Below are 22,619 nucleotides of genomic sequence, written 5' to 3'. Positions count from 1 at the left end.
ATACTGCCAGCCATCTGTCCGATGCACTGAGTAACCATGCGCATACGTAACCTGAATACTTTCGTTAAAGTCGCACGGCTCGGCAGCTTTCATGCTGCGGCCCAGCACCTGCATGCCACTCAACCGGCGATTTCTGCGCGCATTATTGCATTAGAAAATGAGCTCGGCGCTCAGCTGTTCATCCGCGATAAAAGCGGTACCCGGTTAAGCCCCAGAGGGGTTCAGTTACTGCCTTATGCAGAAAAGCTGATTGCCATCAGTCAGGAGATGAAACAGCAGATTCGTGAAGATGCGCCTGAACGGGGTAATCTGCGAATTGGCATTGCTGACACGCTCGCCCATCTCTGGTTATCGCCTTTATTACAGCACTGGCAGGCACAGTATCCATTAATGTCTTTTGAGCTGATCAGTGATGTTTCGCCAACACTGGTCAAACAGCTCAAGAATTATCAGTTGGACCTGGCCCTGATGGTAGCCGATCAGAACAATATACCTGAGCTGGTCAGTGAGCCTTTATGTAGCTATCCGCAATGCTGGGTAGCCGCACCGGGATTGATCGGCGACGCCAACATCCGCTCAGTTGCTGATCTGGTGAATTATCCTGTACTCAGTTTCCCCCGGGAAACCCGGCCATGGGATTATCTGCAGCAACTGTTCCAGAGTTTTCATGATGACGCACCGGTATTTCATACCTGCAGTTCAGTTGCCAGTTTATTAACTATGGTGTCACAGGGTATCGGCGTTGCCCTGATGCCTGAACCTATCGTGCGACAGTTACTTGATGAAAAACAACTGGTTGAACTGCACATCGATCAAGCTGCCCCGGCTCTGAGTTTTAACTGTAGCTGGCGTTTAGACGACGATCGCATCCTTCCGCAGCTACTTGCCAACAGTAGCAGGGAGATCATGAGCGATAGCGTTTTAAGCACCTGACTCAGACAGCAAATACAGGCATTTACAACAGGCGTTTTCTCTAAACTCGCAATTTACACAGAATAAAATTCTAAAAAACTCATTGCGACAGCATTATATTCTGAAGTTTTTTTACCTATTGAAAGATATGCATTTTTCAAACACACTGCTGCGCACTCAAAAAGTATGATGGTAGTTCTGTCTTCGGTATACAGTCACAAGCTAAACTGAAGCACTGCCCTTGATCTGTAGCTATTCATTCCCGGTCGTCTCGCGACCACAGGCCTACAGTATCACTTAGGAGGCGTCAGAGTCTGACGCAACCTGTTAAGGCCGCAATTGCACAGCGATCCTGGATTACTGAAAAGTAATGAGGAAACAGGATACGCGTAATGCTTGAGCAATTTAGCTGGTTGATAGCTAGCTGGTACTTGCCTTTGCCAGGTTTATCCAGGCATACCCTATAACGTGTCAGGACGTTGTCGAACCTTACCCACAGGAAGGTCGGCGGGGATATGCCCCCACAGAATTATAGTTTGAGAGGAAAGTTAACATGAGCATTGCTTACTTAAACGGTGAATACCAGCCATTGGCAGAAGCCCGTATTTCACCACTGGACCGTGGTTTCCTGTTTGGTGACGGTATCTATGAAGTTATCCCGTACTATAACGGCAAATCTGTAGGTCTGATGCCTCATCTTAACCGTATGGCTGATGGCCTGGCGGCTATCGAGATCAAGAACAGCAATACAATTGATGGCTGGAAAGCACTGCTTGACGACCTGGTTGCCCGTAACAGCGACATGGGTGAGAACCTGGGCGTTTACGTTCACATTTCCCGCGGTACTGACGTTAAGCGTTACCACCCTTACCCGGAAGGCGTTGAACCAACAATCTTCTGCTTCTGCTTCGCGATTAAAACGCCTGAGCCAGTTGACCGTACTAAAGTTACTCAGTACAGCCTGGTAAGCACAGAAGATCTGCGCTGGCAGCGTTGCCACATTAAGTCTACTGCACTGCTGGGTAACGTAATGCACTTCCAGGAAGGTTACTCTACTGGTAGCGACGAAGCTCTGCTGTACAACGCAGACAACCTGGTAACTGAAGGTAGCTCTTGTAACGCTTTCATCGTTAAAGATGGCGTGATCATCACTCCAATCCAGGACAACCAGATTCTGCCGGGTATCACCCGTCGCATTATCATCGACAGCATTAAAGCTGACGGTTCTCTGAAGATTGAAGAACGCAACATCACTATGGACGAAGTCCGTAATGCTGACGAACTGTGGATCACCAGCTCTTCTAAAGAAATCGCACCTGTTACTAAGCTGGACGGCCAGCCTGTAGGTAACGGTGAAGTTGGCGAGATCTGGGAAAAAGCTTTCGCTATCTATACTGCGTCTAAGTACGACTACTAAGTTCGACTACTGATCACGGCTATTCAAGTTGGATACCGTGACATTGAAGTTGGAAACTGACCATTAAAGTTGGCAATCAACTTCTTAAGAACCTTCTAAAAAGCGAGTACTGCTAACACAGTACTCGCTTTTTTATTATCTGATCCCTGATAACGTGAAATGATGGGATACACAATAATGTTACAAGGTCTCTGCTAAAGACTGGTCGATTCAGATGTTGATTAAATATCTTTTTGGATGCCTCAGAGATTTAGGAAAATGCTAATATACGGCTGCAAATTTCAGCTACTTATCATCGGCCCCGTCAAACGGGTAACAGAATTCAAAAGGTAATCTATCTATGGCGTTTAAAATGGCTAAAGGATCGTTGTTTGCAGTGTTGTTGCGATCCAGCTGGTGGTATAGCGTATCAATTGGTCTGTTTATTCTGGTGGTCAGCCTGGCTCTTACAGATGCAAAATATGCGGTTTTGAGTGTCACAGCTTCATTGCCATTTCTGATAATAGGCGCAATTGCTTGCTACAAGCAGCTTCAACAACCTTCACAAAAGCAGGTATTGGACGTTGTTCAGCAAGCTAAAAAAATGTCGGCTGGAATCATCTCTGAGAAAATAGCCGCGAATTATATAAAAAGAGGCTACGAGTCTAGCGCGTTTAAGGGTAATGGCGCTGATTTGGAACTAACCTACGGAAGCAGAAAACTATTGCTGTGCAGTAAGCGATTCAAAGCAGCGAATACTGGAATAGAGCCTTTGAAACTATTAGTTGCCGCAGGACAAAATATCGAAGCAACTGGATTCCTCTACGTGACCTTAGGTGAAATTTCCGACGCCGCCCGTAATTATGCGCAAGAGCATAATATTGAGTTAGTTGAATCGAGTAGATTAGCAACGCTGTTTGATGGCAAGGCAAAGATTAGCTGAATAATAAACGGGGAATTTCTTTGAAACTCCGAAGCTTACGGGACTCATTTGAGCCTCAGTTACGGTGTGAAATACCTATGCGTAATTTTGCCGCTGAGAAACTTCCCTGTTAGTTGAAAAATGAATCGCTCTGATTCAACTGGCTCGCGGCCTGTGGGCATCTCTTCTTTTTTATTGATTTTGCTTCAAATTGAAGCAAAAGCGCCAAGCCAATTTATATAACTGCATTAATAAAAGTGTACTGAAGTATTTGGCTGACATGTCTGGTTTGTGCCAAAAGCGGACACATCTGCTCCTCCTTTGAGGGTCCGCTAACGACACAAAGCGGACATTTAAGGATGCATCATATATAGCGTACCTGACTATTTATTCTGCGCTAATTCATCATCAAGGAAGTCAAATACTCGCCGAATTCTCCTGTTAGTCCTGAGTTCACGGTGAGTAACAAGCCAAAGCTCACTAGAGAATGCTCCTAATGCAGGTAACACTTTCTCAACCCTGCTTTCTGTTTTACCTAATTTCTCTTGAATAAAACCGATACCCGCTCCTTGCTTAACTAGCTCCCAATAAACGGTATGGTTTCCCGTAATAACAGGAAAGTTATCTGATGTAAGATCAAGGCCTCGTTGATTTAATATCGAGATAACCTTCTGAGTTTCAGGTATTCCTATAAAGTCCGCACTATTTAAGTCATCTATCACTGTAGGGTTTCCATTAGTCTCCAGATAACTTGTCGCGGCATAAAGAAAAAAATCATCGTCTCTGATTTTTTTGGCAATCAAGTCAGGCTGAGTAGGACGATAGGCTCTCAAAGCAATATCTGCTTCTCTTCTCTTTAAATCACTGCTCGTATTAGATGCAATTACTTCAATAGTGATTTTGGGTTCAATCTTTCTTAGCTTTGAAATTATTGGAGGTAAATCATAAACAGCCATGATTTCTGATGCGCTAATACACACAGATCCTTCTAATGATTCTGATTTCCCTGAGGCCACGATTGAGAAATGAGAGGCAGCATTACCCATGTTTCTTACACACTCCAGTAACTCAACTCCGCTGGGTGTTAGCTCTAAACCTTTACCGACACGTTCGAATAAGACTACTTTTAACTCTCTTTCTAGCGCATTTACCTGCCTACTCAAGGTGGGCTGAGAACAATTTAAAGCCTTGGCTGCTGCTGAGAGAGAGCCTAGTTCCGCTGTGGCAAGAAAAGCTCTGGCTCGGTTCCAATCAAAATCTACAGCCTTCCAATCTATTCCCATATGAATACCTGTTATTCAAAATCGTCCGTATCTATTCATAATAGCATTGATAAAATACGGATAACATGAGTTCAAAAGTCAATGAGTTTCGACCTCTACATACCTCGCTAAAGCTCAAGAACCTATAGTCGGTGCAAGTTATGAATAAAGCGAAAGAATTCTGGGATAAGGCTTCAAAGAACTACGATAAGTCAGAAGAGCGCTTTGAATACATTCATGATAAAACCAGAGAAAGCACTAAAAACTACCTTAAAATCAACGATATCGTATTAGATTATGGGTGTGGGACAGGTACAGCATCCTGTGAACTTTCTAATCTGGTAAAAGAGGTTCATGCACTCGATATATCATCTGAGATGATTGAGATAGCAAAAAATAAAGCGGCTGAAAATAATGTTGAGAATGTAGATTTCGAGCAATCGACCATATTTGATAACAGGTATAAGAAAGAATCATTTGATGTGATACTAGCCTTCAATATGCTTCATACCGTAAACAGTCCTCAGAATGTCATTTCAAGAATTCATGATTTATTGAAAAATGATGGGGTATTCATTACTGCAACTCCTTGCTTGAAAGATAGAAAGTCTCTTCTAGTAAGCATGCAGATGTTATTAGTAAGCATATTATCTAGAGTCGGAATTATCCCCATTTCTATAAGAAGATACAGAAGATCTGATGTAGATAAATTACTGGAGAATGGGGGGTTTCAAAAGCTCAAGACCGAAGAAGTATATGAGGGTGCGTCTAGTTATTTTGTTGTGGCTAAGAAGATACTTCAGGCACAATAATATCCAATACAATCACGCCTAATGGATGAATGGCCTATCTATGTACGATAGCTTTAGGGTGCATGAAGAACCATCAGTTTCAATCCATGAAAGTGTCCGCTTTTGGCACAAAGCAGACATTCTTAGCTGGGATTAATTGACATAGATCCAACTCACAGAAAATAACTACTCAATAGATTTCTAACTTCAGCAACATAAGCGGAACATACTAACTCACTGAGTTATATCAAAATGCACTTCCTGTCTTCAGTGGTCACCATCATATAAAGCCTGATTAATACACTGAACCGATAGTAAGCACTTACAAAAAAACCGGCAAATGCCGGCTTTTTACTATCTGAATTTCTGACAGAACCTTCTCTGAATTCCGTTATTGGGCGTTAATCCTGGCAACAATTCCCGCAACCCATTGCGAAATATCCGCATAACGCATGCTTTCACAACTGCCGTAGCCTGGCAGTTGCCTGGCTTTAATTTTCGTCCACACCGGCACACTGATACCCGCCAGAAAACGGCATGCTAAAGGTAACGACAATCGAATATCACCCGGAGAGTTAGCCGTTTCCAATTTGGTTGCCAATGTCTGGAGCCAACACTCCAACTGCTCTGCTTCCGGACAACTTACATCCCATGAGTACGACAGTTTCGCCGGTTCATGTCGACATACTGAACAGTGTCCGCAGATCTGCGGTGCCTGATAATCTGCAAAATATTCCGCAAGTTGATGGCTAAGACAGCGAGTTTCTTCGAAAAAGCCCACCAGCGCAGCAATCCGGGCAATCTCTTTTTGTTCCTTATCAGCAAAATAAGCTTGTAAGTTTGTCCCAAGCTCTGGCTGTAACAATGCAGACTGATTAACGCCAAACACTTCTGTTACACCACGGCTCTGTAATTCAATTAATTGCTGTTCACTGAGATATTCCAGTGCTTTAACCGCACGGTCACGATCACCGCCATAACTTTGCAATAAACTCTGCATATCCAGTTCACCCCATATCCGCTTAAACGGAGTGTGGCTGAACAAAGCCTGTAAAAATGCCCGGCGTTCACCATTAAAGCGTTCGAGTATCTGCTGTTGATCTTGCAGAAACTTGTATTTAAATTCAGCGAAATACACAGACTTCGCCTGAATAACCTGATTAAGTTCTAACTGCACTAACAAGGTTTTCAGCGTCAGCTGACGAATATTACTGCTGTTTGCCAGTGATAATAATTGTACTTCCCAGTTACCTTCGGCATTAATATTACTGGCTATATCTTCAAGCACATACGCAATACCTTCCGGTTCAGGAGTATCGCCATAGACAAAGTTCTCGACCGTATTTATGCCATCCAGATTGCCCAGTGCTATGCAGCGGCTTGGTTGACCGTCCCGGCCGGCACGGCCAATTTCCTGACTGTAGTTTTCGATAGATTTAGGCAGGTCATAATGCACGACGCAGCGAATATCAGATTTATCTACACCCATGCCAAACGCAATAGTCGCTACGACTATCTGTAAGCGCCCGGCCATAAAATCATCTTGTACCTGTTGGCGCTGATCATCCTTAAAACCCGCATGATAAGCCGCAGCATTTAAACCCTTCTGACGCAGAAAATCAGCCACCTTTTCAGCAGTCTGTTGCAGTGTTACATAAACAACAGCCGGGCCTGATGCCTGCCCCAGTGCGTCCAGCAAGCGTCCGTTACGTTGCTGGTCACTCACAGGCCAGACACTCAGATCCAAATTTGCACGGTAAAACCCCGTCTGCACGATATGTTCTGGTTGTATCGAAAATTTAGCCGCCATATCGGCCTTAACCTGCTCTGTCGCTGTGGCCGTTAACAGTAATACCAGCGGAATATTCAAAGCTTCGCGATACACCGGCAATTTAAGATAATCCGGCCGGAAGTTATGACCCCATTCAGAGATACAGTGGGCTTCATCAACCACCAGCATCGATAACGGAATTGCAGCAATAAACTGACGAAAGCGTTCATTCTTAAAACGCTCAACCGACACCATAAGAATCTTTAACTTGCCACTGCGGGCGTCTGCCATTACCTGGCGATTTTCTTCAAAGCTCATGCCAGAATCAATTCGCGCAGCGGGAATGCCTTTAGCGTCAAGAAAGGCCAGCTGATCTTTCATTAACGCTAACAGTGGGGAAACGACTAAAGTCAGATGCGGCAGCTGTAACGCACTGAGCTGATAACAGAGTGATTTACCTGAGCCTGTTGGAAAGATTGCCAGACTGGAGTGCCCCTGCAACAACTGATCGACTGTCTGCTGCTGCCCGGGACGAAACTGATTAAAACCGAAATATTGCTGCAACGCTCCCTGCGTATCCATCGTCCATACTCCTCTTTCAACTCATGCTCAGTGCATAAAGAGGCCAGTATACGTGATCAGCATCGCTTGCAAAGCAAGCGCTTATATTTATCCACGGCCATGTGGCCGATCAAAATCCAGCGCCGGGCCCAATGGAACAACCCGGGTAGGATTAATGCCCGCATGGCTGTAATAATAATGCTGCTTGATATGCTCGAAATCACAGGTACTCGCGACATCACTCTGCTGATAAAGCTCTCTTACATAACCGCTTATATTTGGATATTCACGCAGCTGACGCAGGTTACATTTAAAGTGACCGTGATAAACCGCATCGAATCTCACCAGTGTCGTAAATGTCCGCCAGTCTGCTTCTGTGATCTGATCGCCAGCAATATAACGTTGTTCTGATAAAAGATGCTCCAAACGATCCAGTGCACTGAAAAGATCCACAACATTATGCTCATAGGCAGCCTGAGTAGTCGCAAAGCCGGCCCGGTAAACGCCGTTATTAATGTCCTGATAAACCCATTCATTTGCCGCGTCGATTGCAGTTTGTAAGTGCTGCGGATAGAAGTCCAGCGTGTTACCTGTCAGGTGATCAAAGGCCGAATTAAACATCCGAATAATTTCAGATGATTCATTACTGACTATAGTTTCCCGCTGTTTATCCCAAAGCACAGGTACTGTGACACGGCCAGTGTAATCAGCTTTGGCCTGTGTATAGATCTGATGCATGAATTCAGAAGCATACAAGGCATCACCATCTGAGCCACTTGCTTTATCAAAGCTCCAGCCCTGCTCCAGCATATCCGGACTAACTACAGAAACACTGATCAACGCTTCAAGGCCTTTAAGATGGCGGAAAATCAAAGTGCGGTGAGCCCAGGGACACGCAAGGGATACATATAAGTGATAGCGGCCAGTTTCAGCTGCAAAGCCACCCTCACCGCTGATTCCCGGGCTGCCATCTGCAGTCACCCAGTGACGAAATCCGGCATCTTCGCGGACAAACTCGCCATCGCCAGAAGTGTCATACCATTGATCGTGCCAACTGCCGTTAATCAGTAATCCCATCGTTGTATCCTCGCTGAGTACCGACTGAAAAAGTTGCCGGCACTGTTCTGAACATTAAGTGATGGACACATATTAGTTTGCATTTTAAGAAACAAAATCACTTAAATTCGCACAAATCATTCTATTTAATAGAATCCTTTTACATGCAGAGCTTTCTGGATGTAGATCTGTCTGCAGATAAAATTTTATGTTTCCGGTTTTTCGATCTCTGCCAAAATCTGCGCCCGCATCGGTATGTCATGCTTCGGACACTGCATCACACAGAATTCTTTCAGCAACTCCGCCAGCCGCATCACACCGGGGCCACTCTGTTCACCACGGCCGTAGTACATCTGTAGTGTCATACTGCGTAACGCGCCTTTTTCCAATGGCAGAACTTTCAATTCATCACTGAGGATAAGAGGCCCAACCCTTGTCATTGGCAGCCAGGCAAACCCCACGCCCCGCTGTACCATCGCCACCGCAGTACTGAGATTACTCACCGTCCAGCGCTGCTCAGCTTTGAGCCAACCGGAATCAACTTTGTCCTGCAGGGCAGAATCCCGGGTGACTATTTGGCGAAAATTACGCAAATCATCCAGATTAAGCGGCCCCATATTACACAGCTCATGTCTGGGTGACGCTACCGCGATAAAATCCACTCCGGTCATAGGTTCAGATAAATACCCTGGCATACCCGCGCCGGTTATCGCCAGATCAACAGCCCCCTCCTCCAGTGCTTCCCGGGCGCCGGATAACACTGTTTCATATAACTGTACCCGGGTATTCGGATATTCATTGGCGAACAACTCCAGCACTTCCGTGATATAAACCGCCGGCATTATCTGATCAATCGCCAGGCTGATTTCAGGCTCCTCCCCGGCAGACAGGCTTTGTGCCAAATCATCAATATGCTGCGCACTGTCGAGCAGGCTCTCTGCACGGCGTAACAACAAACTGCCAGCATCTGTCAAATATGCCTTACGGCCTTTTACCTGTAACAGCTTCACACCCAGCTGATCTTCCATTTTGTGAATGGCGTGATTAATACTCGACTGGCTTTTATGCACAGCCGCCGCCGCATGCGCAAAACCGCCATGATCAACAACAGCTTTCAGCATACGCCACTGTTCAAGGGTGACTCTCATCTGCTACTCCATATTCGTTCTATAAAACCGAATAAACTATACAACTAATCGCGATTAACTTACGAATAATTTGAACCTATAGTGATTAACATATATTCACATATGAGGATTTGCAGTATGCATATTCAGATCATCAACAGCCGGCCATCCAGCGATGGTGCAGGGGTAAAATTGCAGCGGGTACATGGTTTTCGTGATAACAGTCTCGATCCGTTCCTGATGCTTGACGAAATAAACTCCGATAACCCGGATGATTACATCGCCGGTTTTCCGCCACATCCTCACCGCGGCCTGGAAACCCTGACCTATATTCGGGCCGGTGGCTTTGAACATCAGGACCACATGGGCAATCAGGGAAAAATCAGGGAAGGTGAAGCCCAGTGGATGTCTGCCGGTAAAGGCGTCATTCACAGCGAGAAACCTTTACTGGGTCAGAATGCCCTGCATGGATTTCAGCTATGGATTAACTTACCGGCAGCAAACAAAATGCAGCCAGCTGCCTGGAAAGATATTCCCCTTTCCGAGTTACCCTGGCAGAAGCTTCAAACCAACAATGCTGATAGCAGTAACGGTAGTCACGCAAGCGTGAAAGTCATTGCCGGTTCACTGCAACTGCAGTCACAAACTTACAGCGGACCACTGCAAACAACGGCACCTACCCGGGTTGCAGATCTGCAATTGCCAGCAAACCAGAACGTTACACTGGATGCTGTTAGCGAAGAAAACCTGCTCATTTTTGTCTATCAGGGTGAGTTAATTATCCAGGGGCAGTCTGTTGGCAAGCGTCAAATGGCTAAGATCAGCGATGCTGGCACATTGCAATTAAGTGCAACAGAAAATACCGGAATGCTCATTCTAAGTGGCCAGCCACTTAAAGAACCTGTTGCCCATCACGGCCCCTTTGTCATGAATACTGCTGAAGAAATACAGCAAGCAATGGCTGACTATCAGGCCGGCGTTCTGACAGACTAAGCAGTCATTTATCCGATTTAAAAAATCCTTGACGGGTAAAGGAATCTGGGGATTCATAAAGGGCATTGCTATCGACAAAACTCTGACAACGCGCTCAGGAGCCCGACATGATCCCCGATACCTTTTTCTTATTCGACACATTACTGACACTGGAAACCTGGCTGGCATTTGTCCTCGCTTCCAGTGTTTTACTGATTATTCCTGGTCCTACCATTCTGACCGTAATCAGTTACTCAATTTCCCATGGTAACCGTGCCCGCTGGCCGCTGATTGCAGCGGTAGCACTGGGGGACTCAACCGCTCTGCTGTTATCCCTTGTAGGGCTGGGTACATTACTGGCGCAATCCGCTTTCTGGTTCATGGTCGTCAAATGGATCGGTGGTTTATATCTGTTATATCTGGGCATAAAACTGTTGCGGGCCGGCGTAAATCCAATGAGCTTGCCTGCCGACACCAGTGTGTCTGGCTGGAAACTGTTTGCAAATACCTATCTGGTTACCGCGATGAATCCAAAAGGTATTATTTTCTTCGTGGCTTTCCTGCCTCAGTTCATTACCCCCGGCGCAGGTGCTGCAACCCAGTTATGGTGGCTGGCAATTACTTTTGTATCGCTGGCAACGCTCAATGCTTGTCTGTATTCACTGTTCGCCGCTCAGGCCAGAAAACTGCTTAGTCATAAACGTGCACACCGGGCATTCAACCTTGGTGGTGGCAGCCTGTTATCTGCGGCAGGTATCTGGGCACTGACCGCCAGCCGGCAATAAACCGGTTGCGGAAAAATCTGCAATTCTGATCTACGCTATATAACGATTCAGATGTGTTCTGGCAGGGAGCTAAGACCGCTGAATCGTTCGTACACACAGCGCAAAAGGATGTTGCATATGCCCGGAACCGACCCAGGAGTCGAACTCAGAGCTAACCTGACAGCTCTGCCCCACTCTTTCGACCCGTCTCAGGTTTCTGCGGCGCAACGTCACATCCACGTCTGTGCTTGTAACCACAATCCATACTTAAAACCCTGCGGCTAAATCGTCGCCGCAATATTTATGCGCAGCAATGGAGTATGCCATGATCATTAATAACGTTAACTTCAATGCAGTTTTAGAAGGAATCATTACCACCGTAACACGCGAAAATGAAACAAGTCGGGAGGAAATCAGGCGCGTCATCGAACATATAGGCAGGGATATGTTCAGCGATATAGCCTTTATTAACGAAAAACAGCAAAGTGGCGAATACGAAGAAAACGACGCACGCATCTTTATGGACGAACAGAAACTCATCGCCCGTCTGAGGCTGCGTAATTTACCATCCATTAATATTTCACAGGCTAACAGACTATGGACAGTCGTCGCCGATGAATTCAGCTTTGCCATCAGCAGGGCTATTGGCTGGCAGGTTTTATAGTTTTTCTATGTGAATAAGGTGACAAGTCCATTATGAGGTTTAACTACATATGGAGTTGTCACCTCTTAACTTAAACGACAAACACCACTATTGTGTACTCAGTTACTATCTGCGATTAAATTAACTTTACTCTTAGCGTGCCCCATAAGATGTCTCACTCAAGTATTAATAATCAAAAAATTATTAAAAAAGTATCGTCACGCAGAGGCACATTGCACGCATTCAATGATATTGATCCTCGCAGTACAGCACTCGTCGTAATCGATATGACCAACGCCTTTGTTCTGAAAGATGCACATTGCGAAGCTATTATTCCGTCTATCAATTCTTTGGCATGCGATCTGAGAAAAGCTGGAGGCTCTGTCGCCTGGGTAACGCCCAAAAGCAATCAAGTACAACAAAACCATATTGCTATTTTTGGTCCGAAAACTGCTCAGGAACTGCATAATATAACCCAAGCAGATGACCCAAGATCGCAGATACATGCATCACTGACAGTCGATACTGCTGACATTATTTCTTACAAATTCGGCTACAGTGCATTCTTCCCCGGAAAATCAAATCTGCACGCACAATTGCAAGAAAGAAATATTACAACAGTACTTATTTGCGGCACTGTTACTAACGTTTGTTGTGAATCGTCAGCCCGGGATGCTGTAGAGCTAAACTACCAAACAATTCTGATTGCAGACCTTAGTATTGGTCATGCACATGGCCTGCACGAAGCAACACTCAACACCTTCTACCGATCATTTGGAGATGTACGGACTTATAAAGAACTATCGGAAATGCTTGCCTCTTCTGATATCAACTTATCCCGTTCGAGATAAACCTATTAAGCAGTTCTCAGTAGCAGGCTTATCTGCAGTTCCTACTCTTCCAACACCTTTAGCAGTTCCACTAAAGCAATATCTAAAGCCGCTAGTTTCTCTGCCGGTAACCCCGCCAGAATTTGCTTCTCATTAATGGTGTGAGCAGTCACTGCCGCATCTACTTTTGAAAAACCTTCTGCGGTCAGTTTCACCAACATACTGCGGGCATCCTGAGGATTAGGCAGACGCTCCACCAGCCCCCGTGACTCAAGCTGTTTCATTCGATGAGTCATAGTGCCAGACGTAATCATCATAGTGGAAAACAGCTCTGTTGGTGAAAGACAACAATCATCGCCGGAACGACGTAAAGTCGCCAGCACATCGAATTCCCAGAAACTCAAATCAAACTGCTTAAACACACTTTCCAGTTTTGGTTGCAGTAACGCTGCACAACGCTTTACACGACCAATCGTCGCCATGCCTTCCAGATCAAGATCTGGCCGCTGCGCCTGCCACTGGCTAATGATCTTATCTACGGCATCGCCCGCAACGTTTTCCTGGCTAACAGCTGAAAGTTTATCGGTCATATCTGAGTTCCGTGCCGAATGAGAAAGAAAGCTTTATCTGAATATAGGAAATCATTATCTACAATTTTATCTTGACTTCAAGATAAAACACATCAAGAATAATATTTATCTTGAATTCAAGATAAATAAATTCCTCACATATATACACGGTGATCCTGATGAATGAATCAACAGCCAGCCCAACAAACTGGTGGGATACATGTCTGACAGCACTGGCCCCCATCACCTGGGGATCAACTTACATTGTTGCAACAGAGCTGTTACCGGCAGACCGGCCACTGACAGCAGCCATGCTACGCATACTGCCAGCAGGATTATTACTGGTGTGCCTGTGCCGGCATTTACCTCAGCGTAATGAATGGTGGCGCTTACTCATTCTGGGCGCACTAAATCTTGGTTTGTTTCAGGCACTGCTGTTCATTGCTGCCTATCGTTTACCGGGCGGTGTTGCGGCAGTATTGGGCGCCATTCAGCCAATGTTTGTCATTCTGCTTTGCTGGGGGCTGGACCAGCAGCGGCCAGCACTTATCACGCTGATCGCCAGTCTTACCGGTGTAGGCGGTATGGCAGTACTGTTGCTATCACCTGGCGCTGGCTGGGACGGTATCGGAATCACCGCTGCACTGGCAGGTGCTCTGAGTATGGCTTGCGGTACTTATCTGGCACGCCACTGGCGCAGCCAGATGCCACTCCTGGCATTTACTGGCTGGCAATTACTGCTGGCAGGTCTGATGTTGTTGCCTGTCAGCTTGCTAACAGAAGAAGCCCTGCCAGAACTCCAGCCCATGCAAATCGCCGGCTACGTTTATCTATGCCTGATTGGCGCCCTGCTCGCATATGTACTTTGGTTTCGGGGCATCAGCAAACTTACACCTGCTGCCGTCTCCTCACTGGGCCTACTCAGCCCGCTGACAGCCGTCATTCTCGGTTGGGCACTCCTTGGTCAGAGCATCTCAGCAACTGGCATTGCAGGTTTTTTAACAGTACTGATCAGCGTTTATCTGATGCAAAACCGACCTTCAGTGCAACAGTCCTATCAACCAAACAGCCGACTCTCAGCCGTAGGTAAAACAGATAAGCTGATCGCTGGCCAATAACCAGCTAGTCACAACAGCAGCAACGCATAAAGCCTTAACTGACATTGTTAATGTATATCTCGAACTGACAGGATATTTATCATGACCGCACAATCACAGCCATTAGCACAAACTGAACTTAACCTGCAGAGCTTTACTGCTCTGATGGAAAACCGTATTTCCACTGGCCGTTATCAGTCTGGTCAGTCACTGGACCAGCAAAGCATCGAAACGCTGATTCGGCTAACAAGCTTAAGTCCTTCTGCGTATAACCTTCAGAACTGGCGTTTTATTGCTGTACAGTCTGCTGAAGCTAAAGCCCGCTTACAGGCCCAGGCGTATGGCCAGCCGCAGATTGCCAGTGCAGCTGTAACTTTTATAATTTGCGGGACCCTGAATGCTCACCGCCAGCTTCACACTGCCCTGCAACCATCCGTCGACTCAGGCATTCTGCCAGCCAAAGTTCAGCAAAGCTGGGTAGATGCAGCCACCCAAACCCATACAGATAATCCACAACTACAGCGAGATGAAGCCTTCCGTTCAGCATCTCTTGCGGCAATGACCCTGATGCTGGCAGCAGAAAGCATGGGCCTGGCAGCCGGACCAATGAGCGGCTTCGATGCCGAAGGATTAAATAAGGCGTTTCAGTTAGATACCGATGAAGTACCGGTCATGCTGGTAACCGTGGGCTACCCGGAGAAAGAGAGCAACCGGCAGCAAAAACGCAGAAAACCGGTTGCGGACGTGCTTAGTTACGCCTGAAACATTCAGGATTCTGCAAGATTAGCCGGGCAATAAGCTTTACCAATTTGTACCGGCTGATCCGTTTCTCGCTGATCATAATCATAACGAATTACTTCCCAGCCCTGACTCACAGACTGGTTATATTCACTGACGATTTCCGGCGTAATCGGTGCCAGTAAAAATGCCCTGGAACCGCCCACGTACTGATTGCCATACGCCAGCCCACGGCTGTTAGCAAAGATCGACATGGTCTTCCAGCGGCGTAATAAACTGGCGTATTCCTGCCATTCATAGAGACAATTTTTGGTGAACACATTGTTCACTGCCGTTTCAACATCACTGAACCGGGCTGTTTCAGAAATAACAAAAGCCAGTATTTTCAGTGTTGCCTGCTTCTGACGGCGGGATAAAGAACCAAACCAGAGTGCATTCTCGAAACTTGCTTCGAAACGCTCACGGCTAATTGTTAAAGGCTCATCAGAATAACGAACGATATCTTCCGGCAAGGTGTGGCCATTAATGCCCAGAATATAGAGGTTCTCGGTTAGCAACTCTAACTGAAAGCGCGCTTCATCTCCGTCACAACGGCGAATAAATTCAACATTGAAGTGTTGCCTGGAACGGTTCAGCCGCTGACGCATTTCCTGCTCAACAAAGGCTGATATATCTTCGACTGGATAGGTTTCACTGCCACCAGCAGTCAGTAAATAGCTGCATTGACTGGCAGCCGCCTGACCGGGCAACAGTATCAGTGGCAACAGCAATCCTGCAAATGCCAACAGATATCTCATGGTTAACTCCGTTTAATAGATATGTGGGTGTCCATCACTGCTGTGATGATAACGTTATTAAGTGCGTGACAACCTGGCTTCCCACAAATATTGCACATCCCTGATCAATACCTGCAACCCACACAACTTAGATAAACGGCGCTTAGTCAAACATGCTCCCTGAACCGAAGCAAGCACTACACCCGCTTTATTAACAAACAATCCTCAATATTGAACCGCGACTCAAAAAACACACATTTGGCAGTACATTTATTACATTTAATGATCCCCTATTCTGGGTAATCAGCACTGGCGTTTGACCTGCCTGAAAGCATAATCTAAACCGTATTAAGCTTGAAACATCATCGGATTAAAGCCTGTGAGTCAAAGCTAATAAATCAGAACACACTAAAACCCGAAATTCGCTACGGTTGCCCGGCGGCAGATCAAGTCCTCTCAAATCGATTCTTCACAGTGGGTTATTCTCACTATTTCCGGCAGGCAAACTGGACACCGGAGATTGTTGATACAGGGGCAAACAGACATGGACGGTGTTACCCGTCTGAAAAACTTTCTCCCCTATTTTCGTATCTCACAGGAGTTTCAGGCAGATCCTAGGATCACAACAGCCTACTCAAAACCATTGGCGGATATGATGGCGATGGCGTCGAAATGGAATAGGAAAAGAATTAATAACTTTAGCCAATGATCTGACCAGAAAGATCATCGCTAAAAAGCATTGCCAAAGAATAAAAAAGCCCACTACCGGCTGCTCTTAAACCGGTAACGGGCAAGTAGCTTAAGATCACTTGGAATTGATTAAGCTTTAGGTAAAACCTGGTAAAAACGTTAAATCTGCTTACGCTTTAGTACGGACGACAGTCGCTGCAACCATGCGGGTAAGGCTGGTCAGATCAAACACTGGTAATTCAAACTGTTCCTGTAGCTTAGGTGCAAAGTGCGACAGATCTGTACACTCCAGCACAATAGCGCCAACATCCGGATTGTTCGCCAGAGTATTCGCCACTACGCCACTCAATTCAGCATAGAAAACGTCCATATCCAGATCATTTGTTTCACCGCGTAAAATTACTTCTGCGAACTGCGGCTGCGCCTGCATACCTGCAACTACGATCGGCTCATCAGCAATGCCTACACCGCTCAGATGGTCCTGAGTCAGGGCATCACTATTGGCAACAACTACAGCTACTTTCTGATCTGAAGCCATCATGCGGGAAACCAATGGCACCTGAATCAGACTAGACATAAACACCGGGACTTTAACCGCATCCGCAATCGCCTGCTGGTGCAACGCCAGAAAACCACAGCTACCGGTAATTGCCTTAACGCCTTCCTTTTCCAACGCTTGTGCGGCTTCTATAAATGGCGCCAATAATTCAGGATCACGCTCGCCGATCAGGCGATCAATCGTTGCGCCTTTAACTGTGTGATACAGCACCGGAAAATCAAAACTTGGTGCATTTTTTATATGCCCTTCTGGCTTAGGAAAAAAAGACTCCAGTGAAATAACCCCGACCGGAATACCATAAATATTAAAACCACCTTTCAAAATCATTGTCTTTCCAACTCTTATTCTTCACCCTGAGGGTGGTATTTATCCAAAACGTGTCACGGCAAACGGCGTCAGATCCATGGCCGTTTTCAGGCCTAACATCTGTTCACCAATTAACTGGCCGGTAATCGCCCCAAGCGTAACCCCCAGATGACCATGACCAAATGCCAACGATACTTGTGGACAGCCCGGTACCTGACCGATAACCGGAAGCGAATCAGGTGTTGATGGCCGACTGCCAACCCAGCTGGATTTCACTTCAGGCTCCGCCCCAAGCATTTCACTCGCATGCTCCAGCATGACATTCACTTTTTCTTCATTCCGCGGTGCATCTTCCGCTGCAAACTCAGCAGTACCGGCAACCCGTAAGCCATCCTGCATAGGCGTAATAAAAATGGCTTTATCTAACCAGCCAACCGGACGGTTAATTGTCCGGCCTTCGCCGTTAAGCGTCAGGTGATAGCCCCGCTCACTGACTACCGGCACTTTCAGACCAATGGTTTTCAGCAGACTCGTTGAAGCCGCACCCGCAGCCACAACTAAGCGATCAAACTTTCGCGTTTCATTGTGCAGCTGTACATCCACACCCTGCGACATTTCAGCCGCCGGTTGAATCGCGATGACATCTTCACACAACAGCTCGCCGCCAACGCGGAGAAACTCTTCACTGTAACGCTGACACAGCTGCACCGGTGACAGGGTAAACCGGGTATTGGGATAGAACACACCACCGGCATGAAAATCAGCAATATCAGGCTCAAGTGCTTTAACCTCAGTTGCTGATAACAATTCCATAGCAACACCTTGACGGGCGCGTTCCGCCAGACTGCCATCACGGGCAGCCTGATAACTTTCTGTCGTGCTAAAAAGCCCAAGACAACCTTCAGCCTTAATCAGATCACGGGTAGCAGTCTGATCAAACAGTGCGTTATCTGCGGCAACCGTCAGGTTCTGAATTTCAGTTAATGCAGCGCGGCCATGTTGATAGTTCTTATCCATACAGGCGCGCACAAAACGCCAGCCGTACGGAATCAGATTCAGCATATAGCCTGCCTGAAGCGACAATGGACTTTTTTTATCCAGCAGCATATTCGGCAAGCTTTTCAGGGCATCCATGTTGGCAAAAGGTAAGCGGGCATAATCCGCAAACAAACCAGCATTACCAAAAGATGCACCGTTACCCGGTGCCTGACGGTCAATGATGGTTACCTTAACCCCCTGGCGCTGTAACCAAAGTGCCGTAGACAAACCCACCACGCCGGCGCCAATAATCCCCACGTGCATATCATGACTCATAAGAAAAACTCTCTTGTTGATAGCTCAGAAGCCGCGCCACTGATGTGGCACGGCTACGGGGATACTATGAAGCGCTACTGCTCAGACTGGGCTGTTTTTCACGGCCGGCCATCCATTGATGAGCCATCACTGGCAGCAGAACAACCAGGCCATAGATATCTGACTGAACGCCCGGAATAACTAACATCAGTGCGCCAAGGAAAGTCAGCAGTCTTGGGAACAGCGTCAGTGTCCGTAATGCATAACCGGAGATCGCAATACCGAAGACAAAGATACCTACCATGCAGGTCAGAGTTGTCTGGATGTATTCAGCCCAGCTGAAATAATCATCAAGTACGATCAGCATCGCCGGCGAGTATACAAATACAAACGGCATCATGATCTTGGCATTACCCAACTTAAAGGCAGAAATACCGGTCTTGAACGGGTTAGCATTAGCAATACCGCCTGCAGCATACGCCGAGGTACATACCGGAGGTGTAATTTCAGAAAGAACACCGTAATACAGCACGAACAAATGCGCGGCCAGTGCCGGAACACCCAGGTTCGATAAAGCAGGCTGTGCAACTGCACTAAGCATGATGTACAGCGCAGCCGTTGGCAGACCCGCGCCCATCAGGATGCAGGAAATAGCGATCAGTAACAGGGAAACAAACAGAGTTACCTGATCCAGCGAGAACAATTCAAACGGCAGCCACGCTGTCATTGCGATCAAGGTTTCACCGATATCCTGCGCACCGCTGGTAACCAGGAAACCCAGACGGAATGCCACACCGGTCGTCGTAATAACACCCACCACGATACCCACTGCCGCACAGGCCGCACCCACTGCAAGCGCATATTTCGCACCTGTCTTAAAGGCGTCGTAGACATCATGAAAACCAATACGCTGATACGGGTTCAGAATCCCAACCAACAGACAGGCAGCAATACCAGAGAACGCAGCCATGTAAGGTGTGAAACCGGTAAACAGTACCGTAATCAGTACAATCAGCGGAATCAGTGTTGGCCAGCCATTCTTCAGTACGGCCAGCAGCTGAGGAATATCTTCCTTAGCGCAGCCTTTCAGACCCAGCTTTTTAGCCTGGAAGTGCACGATAGTCAGTACACCTATGTAATGCATAATCGCTGGGGTCATTGCCGCTAAAACGATTGTGCCGTACGACATCTGCAGGTTTTCAGCCATGATGAATGCCGCAGCACCCATAATTGGTGGTGTAATCTGGCCACCGGCAGAAGCGGCTGCTTCTACCCCGCCAGCAAAATGTCCCGGATATCCCAAACGTTTCATATTAGGAATGGTCAGAGAGCCGGTTGATACTGTATTCGCAACAGAAGACCCTGAAATCATGCCAAAGAAAGCAGATGACACGACACTCACCTTGGCCGGACCACCGGAGTACTTACCGGCAATTACAGTCGCAATATCAATAAAGAACTGACCAAGACCCATTCGCTGTGCAATGACACCGAAGAGTACAAAGTGGAAGACGATGGTTGATACCACCCACAGCGTAATGCCGAAAATACCTTCCGCAGGGAAGTAGATATTATTGATGAACTGATTCCAGGTCACACCCGGGTGGCGCAGAATATCGACCGGAATTAACTGGCCAAACAACGCATAGCAGGAAAACAGAATAATGATCAGTGGCAACACCGGCCCTAAAGTACGTCGGGTTGCTTCCAGCACCAGAAAGATCAGCAAACTACCCAGCACCACATCAAGACCAGCGGGATTACCCTGACGCAACGCCTGTTCGTCCAGTTTAACCTCGAATCCAAAGATGCTGATATCCACACCCAGCCAGGTCATACCGATATATAGGGAGGCAAAAACACTCAGACCCGCCAGCACGAAATCATAGAAAGGCACCCGGTGGTAACCGTTCGCATCCGCACGTTCACTCTTCTTAAATGCTGCGTAGTAAATAAAGATCATCGACAGCACACCAGACAAATGAATGCCCATGTGCCAGTAATCTGCAGGTATACCGAAACCCGCGGTAATAAAATGATAAGAGGCAAAAATCACCAGAAACAGACCACAGGCCATCTCCAATGAAGGTACAAGCTTGCGGGTCTGCAATTCGGAATCGTATTTCTCTTCCAGTGCCTGCAGCTCATCAGCCGTTAATTTATTTTCCATATCGGAACCTCAATCGGGTCATACACACCCGAATCTGGCAATACTGCCATAACTTCATTGATCACGCCCGGTGAGCCCCTGCTTAAAACTCGTAATATCAGTTACCGATATAACGGGTTTTAACCGGAGGTTCCCCCCTCAATCATAGATAACAACTGTGATTGTTAAGCGTCTGTGAAGGCTAAGCCTTCGGATAATCAGGGCATGGCTGGCATACCCTGACTCAGGAGGTGTCTGCTTACTTGATCAGACCAACTTCGCGGTAGAACTTCTCAGCACCGGCATGCAGAGGCACAGTTACGCCACTTAACGCAGTATCCAGCTGGATCATCTTCGCTTTAGGGTGGCCGTTGCTGAACAACTTCTTAGAGCTGTCGTTCCACAACGCTTTAGTGATGTTGTACACCAGCTCATCAGAAACTTTCGCACTGGTCATCCATTGTGCACCACCAGCCAGGCTATTTACGTCGTAATCAACGCCTTCATAAGTACCGGCAGGAATGGTTTCTGCATAGTAATAAGGCAGTGCTTTCTGCAGTATTTCCAGCTCTTCATCGCTGAAGGAATATAGTTCCATACCTTTGGTCGATGCCAGCTGTACGATCGCTGCAACAGGCGTACCTGCTACGTAGAAGTAGGCATCCAGCTGACCATCAGCCATGTGCTCAGCACTCTGGGAGTTATTCAGCTCTGCTTCGTCCATGTTAGAACGATCGATACCGAATTCTTTCAGCATTTTCAGTACCGCTACCTGCGTACCAGAACCCGCCTGTGCAATACCAACACGCTTACCTTTCAGATCCTGAATCGATTTCAGCGAAGAGCCTTCTGGCAGAACCAGGTGCAATTCTTCAGGGAACAGGTTTGCGATAACACGGATATCTTCGTAACGGCCTTTTTCAGCAAACTTGCCGGTACCGTTGTATGCAGTATCAACGATACCTGCGATAGCCAGACCAGATTCCATCTGCCCTGTCTGAACGCCAGTAGCGTTCGCAACAGAAGCATTTGAAGACTGCGCAATTGCAACCAGACCCGGAACACCACAGCTGCCACCTTTCTCACAAGGACGTGAACCAGGCGGGTTACTGATTGCGTTAGCGATCAGACCTGCGATAGGGAAGTAAGAACCACCAGCACTACCACTGCCTATGCGGAAGAATTGCATATCGGCAGAATGAGAAAGAGTAGACAAGGCAGCAGTCGCTGCGATGACGGAACCTACGATTAATTTTTTGAATTGCATTACGCGTACTCCTAGTTGTTTTTATCAGTACTTTTCAAGTCAAACAATACTGTCGTTACGCCAGCTGTAATTGAGTATAGCCAGCCTGCAACCTGATGGGTTGCGATCAGGAAAAGGAAAAATAACCAATAAAGAAAGGGCGCCTGTATAGCGCATACGCGGGATCAA

20 protein-coding genes are annotated in these 22,619 nt (G+C 46.9%); 10 read left to right on the top strand and 10 right to left on the bottom strand.

Annotation, left to right across the window (positions count from 1 at the left end):
- Positions 1-36: 36 nt before the first annotated feature.
- From OCU49_RS07705 to OCU49_RS07695, 3 genes are all read left to right on the top strand, one after another.
- A complete protein-coding gene (locus OCU49_RS07705; protein WP_261844401.1) occupies positions 37-933 on the top strand; it encodes a LysR family transcriptional regulator in 897 nt (298 codons plus the stop codon).
- Between the two features lie 532 nt (positions 934-1,465).
- Complete coding sequence (locus tag OCU49_RS07700; RefSeq protein ID WP_261844400.1) at positions 1,466-2,329, top strand: aminotransferase class IV; 864 nt, start codon at positions 1,466-1,468, stop codon at positions 2,327-2,329.
- 340 nt (positions 2,330-2,669) lie between these two features.
- A complete protein-coding gene (locus OCU49_RS07695; protein ID WP_261844399.1) occupies positions 2,670-3,251 on the top strand; it encodes a restriction endonuclease in 582 nt (193 codons plus the stop codon).
- Positions 3,252-3,613: 362 nt separating this feature from the next.
- Here OCU49_RS07695 and OCU49_RS07690 read toward each other — a convergent pair whose 3' ends face one another.
- Positions 3,614-4,513: a LysR family transcriptional regulator gene (locus OCU49_RS07690; protein ID WP_261844398.1), complete on the bottom strand. Its 900-nt coding sequence runs from the start codon at positions 4,511-4,513 to the stop codon at positions 3,614-3,616.
- Between the two features lie 140 nt (positions 4,514-4,653).
- Between OCU49_RS07690 and OCU49_RS07685 the strand changes: the two genes are divergently transcribed.
- A complete protein-coding gene (locus OCU49_RS07685) occupies positions 4,654-5,304 on the top strand; it encodes a class I SAM-dependent methyltransferase (RefSeq protein WP_261844397.1) in 651 nt (216 codons plus the stop codon).
- Positions 5,305-5,674: 370 nt separating this feature from the next.
- Here the strand turns inward: OCU49_RS07685 and OCU49_RS07680 are convergent, their stop codons facing one another.
- The 3 genes from OCU49_RS07680 to OCU49_RS07670 all read right to left on the bottom strand — a co-directional run bounded on the left by OCU49_RS07680 (position 5,675) and on the right by OCU49_RS07670 (position 9,819).
- On the bottom strand, positions 5,675-7,636 hold the full coding sequence (locus tag OCU49_RS07680) for a RecQ family ATP-dependent DNA helicase (RefSeq protein WP_261844396.1): 1,962 nt from the start codon (positions 7,634-7,636) through the stop codon (positions 5,675-5,677).
- An 87-nt stretch (positions 7,637-7,723) separates the two neighbouring features.
- Entirely contained in the window at positions 7,724-8,692 is a 969-nt protein-coding gene (locus OCU49_RS07675; protein ID WP_261844395.1) for a glutathione S-transferase family protein, read from the bottom strand.
- A gap of 185 nt (positions 8,693-8,877) precedes the next feature.
- Positions 8,878-9,819, bottom strand: a complete 942-nt coding sequence (locus tag OCU49_RS07670; RefSeq protein WP_261844394.1) for a LysR family transcriptional regulator — start codon at positions 9,817-9,819, stop codon at positions 8,878-8,880.
- A gap of 117 nt (positions 9,820-9,936) precedes the next feature.
- Between OCU49_RS07670 and OCU49_RS07665 the strand changes: the two genes are divergently transcribed.
- From OCU49_RS07665 to OCU49_RS07650, 4 genes are all read left to right on the top strand, one after another.
- Positions 9,937-10,791, top strand: coding sequence for a pirin family protein (locus tag OCU49_RS07665; RefSeq protein ID WP_261844393.1), 855 nt, complete (start codon positions 9,937-9,939; stop codon positions 10,789-10,791).
- 107 nt (positions 10,792-10,898) lie between these two features.
- On the top strand, positions 10,899-11,555 hold the full coding sequence (locus OCU49_RS07660; RefSeq protein WP_336605370.1) for a LysE family translocator: 657 nt from the start codon (positions 10,899-10,901) through the stop codon (positions 11,553-11,555).
- Between the two features lie 304 nt (positions 11,556-11,859).
- A complete protein-coding gene (locus tag OCU49_RS07655; RefSeq protein ID WP_261844392.1) occupies positions 11,860-12,198 on the top strand; it encodes a hypothetical protein in 339 nt (112 codons plus the stop codon).
- Between the two features lie 149 nt (positions 12,199-12,347).
- Positions 12,348-13,028 carry a cysteine hydrolase family protein gene (locus OCU49_RS07650; protein WP_261844391.1) on the top strand — a complete coding sequence of 227 codons (681 nt, stop codon included), beginning with the start codon at positions 12,348-12,350 and terminating at the stop codon, positions 13,026-13,028.
- A gap of 41 nt (positions 13,029-13,069) precedes the next feature.
- Here the strand turns inward: OCU49_RS07650 and OCU49_RS07645 are convergent, their stop codons facing one another.
- Positions 13,070-13,597, bottom strand: a complete 528-nt coding sequence (locus tag OCU49_RS07645) for a MarR family winged helix-turn-helix transcriptional regulator (RefSeq protein WP_261844390.1) — start codon at positions 13,595-13,597, stop codon at positions 13,070-13,072.
- A gap of 158 nt (positions 13,598-13,755) precedes the next feature.
- Here OCU49_RS07645 and OCU49_RS07640 point away from each other — a divergent pair, with 158 nt between their 5' ends.
- Positions 13,756-14,694, top strand: a complete 939-nt coding sequence (locus OCU49_RS07640; RefSeq protein ID WP_261844389.1) for an EamA family transporter — start codon at positions 13,756-13,758, stop codon at positions 14,692-14,694.
- Between the two features lie 81 nt (positions 14,695-14,775).
- On the top strand, positions 14,776-15,435 hold the full coding sequence (locus OCU49_RS07635; RefSeq protein ID WP_261844388.1) for a nitroreductase family protein: 660 nt from the start codon (positions 14,776-14,778) through the stop codon (positions 15,433-15,435).
- Positions 15,436-15,440: 5 nt separating this feature from the next.
- On the opposite strand, the gene OCU49_RS07630 is transcribed toward OCU49_RS07635, so the two are convergent.
- From OCU49_RS07630 to OCU49_RS07610, 5 genes are all read right to left on the bottom strand, one after another.
- A complete protein-coding gene (locus OCU49_RS07630; protein WP_261844387.1) occupies positions 15,441-16,208 on the bottom strand; it encodes a hypothetical protein in 768 nt (255 codons plus the stop codon).
- A gap of 838 nt (positions 16,209-17,046) precedes the next feature.
- Entirely contained in the window at positions 17,047-17,763 is a 717-nt protein-coding gene (locus OCU49_RS07625; RefSeq protein WP_261844386.1) for an aspartate/glutamate racemase family protein, read from the bottom strand.
- Between the two features lie 39 nt (positions 17,764-17,802).
- Positions 17,803-19,056, bottom strand: coding sequence for an NAD(P)/FAD-dependent oxidoreductase (locus tag OCU49_RS07620; RefSeq protein WP_261844385.1), 1,254 nt, complete (start codon positions 19,054-19,056; stop codon positions 17,803-17,805).
- 64 nt (positions 19,057-19,120) lie between these two features.
- Entirely contained in the window at positions 19,121-21,205 is a 2,085-nt protein-coding gene (locus tag OCU49_RS07615) for a TRAP transporter permease (RefSeq protein ID WP_261844384.1), read from the bottom strand.
- A 238-nt stretch (positions 21,206-21,443) separates the two neighbouring features.
- A complete protein-coding gene (locus OCU49_RS07610; RefSeq protein WP_261844383.1) occupies positions 21,444-22,451 on the bottom strand; it encodes a TAXI family TRAP transporter solute-binding subunit in 1,008 nt (335 codons plus the stop codon).
- Positions 22,452-22,619 lie beyond the last annotated feature (168 nt).

It is taken from the genome of Aliamphritea ceti, from assembly GCF_024347215.1.
Lineage (GTDB): Bacteria > Pseudomonadota > Gammaproteobacteria > Pseudomonadales > Balneatricaceae > Amphritea > Amphritea ceti.
Note: the sequence above shows the minus strand (reverse complement) of the source record. Positions and strands in the feature narration are given on the sequence as shown.

Bases quoted from the DNA above. Each gene is read 5' to 3' on its own strand.
- OCU49_RS07675 (WP_261844395.1), bottom strand. From the start codon at position 8,692: ATGGGATTACTGATTAACGGCAGTTGGCACGATCAATGGTATGACACT.
- OCU49_RS07680 (WP_261844396.1), bottom strand. From the start codon at position 7,636: ATGGATACGCAGGGAGCGTTGCAGCAATATTTCGGTTTTAATCAGTTT.
- OCU49_RS07685 (WP_261844397.1), top strand. From the start codon at position 4,654: ATGAATAAAGCGAAAGAATTCTGGGATAAGGCTTCAAAGAACTACGAT.
- OCU49_RS07640 (WP_261844389.1), top strand. From the start codon at position 13,756: ATGAATGAATCAACAGCCAGCCCAACAAACTGGTGGGATACATGTCTG.
- OCU49_RS07660 (WP_336605370.1), top strand. From the start codon at position 10,899: ATGATCCCCGATACCTTTTTCTTATTCGACACATTACTGACACTGGAA.
- OCU49_RS07670 (WP_261844394.1), bottom strand. From the start codon at position 9,819: ATGAGAGTCACCCTTGAACAGTGGCGTATGCTGAAAGCTGTTGTTGAT.
- OCU49_RS07630 (WP_261844387.1), bottom strand. From the start codon at position 16,208: ATGAGATATCTGTTGGCATTTGCAGGATTGCTGTTGCCACTGATACTG.
- OCU49_RS07645 (WP_261844390.1), bottom strand. From the start codon at position 13,597: ATGACCGATAAACTTTCAGCTGTTAGCCAGGAAAACGTTGCGGGCGAT.
- OCU49_RS07700 (WP_261844400.1), top strand. From the start codon at position 1,466: ATGAGCATTGCTTACTTAAACGGTGAATACCAGCCATTGGCAGAAGCC.
- OCU49_RS07625 (WP_261844386.1), bottom strand. From the start codon at position 17,763: ATGATTTTGAAAGGTGGTTTTAATATTTATGGTATTCCGGTCGGGGTT.
- OCU49_RS07695 (WP_261844399.1), top strand. From the start codon at position 2,670: ATGGCGTTTAAAATGGCTAAAGGATCGTTGTTTGCAGTGTTGTTGCGA.
- OCU49_RS07650 (WP_261844391.1), top strand. From the start codon at position 12,348: ATGTCTCACTCAAGTATTAATAATCAAAAAATTATTAAAAAAGTATCG.
- OCU49_RS07610 (WP_261844383.1), bottom strand. From the start codon at position 22,451: ATGCAATTCAAAAAATTAATCGTAGGTTCCGTCATCGCAGCGACTGCT.
- OCU49_RS07690 (WP_261844398.1), bottom strand. From the start codon at position 4,513: ATGGGAATAGATTGGAAGGCTGTAGATTTTGATTGGAACCGAGCCAGA.
- OCU49_RS07615 (WP_261844384.1), bottom strand. From the start codon at position 21,205: ATGGAAAATAAATTAACGGCTGATGAGCTGCAGGCACTGGAAGAGAAA.
- OCU49_RS07655 (WP_261844392.1), top strand. From the start codon at position 11,860: ATGATCATTAATAACGTTAACTTCAATGCAGTTTTAGAAGGAATCATT.
- OCU49_RS07635 (WP_261844388.1), top strand. From the start codon at position 14,776: ATGACCGCACAATCACAGCCATTAGCACAAACTGAACTTAACCTGCAG.
- OCU49_RS07620 (WP_261844385.1), bottom strand. From the start codon at position 19,056: ATGAGTCATGATATGCACGTGGGGATTATTGGCGCCGGCGTGGTGGGT.
- OCU49_RS07665 (WP_261844393.1), top strand. From the start codon at position 9,937: ATGCATATTCAGATCATCAACAGCCGGCCATCCAGCGATGGTGCAGGG.
- OCU49_RS07705 (WP_261844401.1), top strand. From the start codon at position 37: ATGCGCATACGTAACCTGAATACTTTCGTTAAAGTCGCACGGCTCGGC.